Annotated in this window: 2 protein-coding genes; both read right to left on the reverse strand. The window is 52.0% G+C overall.

Features of this window, described 5'->3' with window-relative positions:
- Positions 1 to 122 precede the first annotated feature (122 nt).
- On the reverse strand, positions 123 to 407 hold the full coding sequence (locus tag AQS8620_RS16745) for an MFS transporter (protein WP_085838151.1): 285 nt from the start codon (positions 405 to 407) through the stop codon (positions 123 to 125).
- 49 nt (positions 408 to 456) lie between these two features.
- Positions 457 to 840, reverse strand: coding sequence for a hypothetical protein (locus AQS8620_RS16750; protein ID WP_085838152.1), 384 nt, complete (start codon positions 838 to 840; stop codon positions 457 to 459).
- Between the last annotated feature and the right edge of the window lie 388 nt (positions 841 to 1,228).

Here is a 1,228-nt window from a genome sequence, read left to right on the forward strand (position 1 = left end):
ACAATGGCTCTGGACTTACAACAACGACCGCCCCAACATGGGCATCGGCGGCATCACACCCGCAATGAAACTGGCAATGGCCGCGTAAGTTCTACGGATGCACCCCGTTAAAAATGGGGGGATTACCTCTGCACCATCCATGCCAGACAAAATCCAAGCGCCCCACCAATTGCGCAGACCAGCACCAGAACGCGTCGGTCTTGAACCCTGTCCGAAAGCCACCCAAGGCTAACTGCGATCATCAAACCGCCAAGGGCATTGAATGCCATAATGATGCCGAATGCGAAATTGCTGAGCCCGAGCCTCTCCACCCCAACGATTGCGCGAAACGGCGTCATGGCGGCAAAAGCGGCGCCAGATAGGAAGATATTGAGGGCGAGAAGCCCAGTAACACGTGGCGCTATCATTTGTTTGATCTTGCTAACGTACTGTTTTGAGTTAGCTCGGGTTCAACAGTCATGTCCGTCGAAAGCCTGCTGAAAACTGGTTCCCAACCACAAGGCGTGCTCTCAACGACGATTTCTTGAGCCAAGCGTTGATTTCCGGGGTGAAGGGACCGAGAAAGACAACTTCCTTCAATGTTGCCGCCTTGTGCAGCGCGGCCATCTCGGCCCAACTCATCGACGTATCGTGATGGCCTATCCATGCCTCGGGTTCGCGATACACGATTACGCCTCTGGCCGAACGATCTTCTTCGTTCGTAAAGAATTGATACGAAAGCACGCCGTCGTGCCCCTCGCGCTCAACACGGTGAACCAAGCGGCCGATAGCTTCGTTGAAAGCATCAGCGCTTACGTTGAGTCGGTAGAGATTTTGAACGATCAGGTTCTGAGACATCATCCAATTAACTTATCTCGCTGCAGAAGACTGGTATAGATTGAATTCAATTCCCAGATATCTCGCGGACCTCATTGCTGATGATTTCCTTCACTCTTGTAAAGCGGACACTCGCGCAGATGCAGTGAATTCACACTTCGTCCGCGAAGCTGCCGTTCGACAAAATGCTACTTCAACGCCTGAGCAAGTATGTAAGCACGCCGTCTCTCTGCATCAAACTCACTATTTATAGGCATTGGCGCGTTCAAGACCAAGTCGTTAAGGGGTAATCCCCCCCGAAAGTAGGGGGCTGTAAAAGTGGAATTTTCTCGGCAAGATGAACGAGGAGATTTGGAATGAAGACAAGCAAATACACTGAGGCGCAGATTATCGCGATCCTGCGGCAGGCTGA

This window comes from Aquimixticola soesokkakensis (assembly GCF_900172375.1).
Taxonomy (GTDB): Bacteria; Pseudomonadota; Alphaproteobacteria; order Rhodobacterales; family Rhodobacteraceae; genus Aquimixticola; species Aquimixticola soesokkakensis.

Excerpts from the sequence above, each read along its gene's own strand:
- AQS8620_RS16750 (WP_085838152.1), bottom strand. The coding sequence starts at position 840 with ATGATGTCTCAGAACCTGATCGTTCAAAATCTCTACCGACTCAACGTA.
- AQS8620_RS16745 (WP_085838151.1), bottom strand. The coding sequence starts at position 407 with ATGATAGCGCCACGTGTTACTGGGCTTCTCGCCCTCAATATCTTCCTA.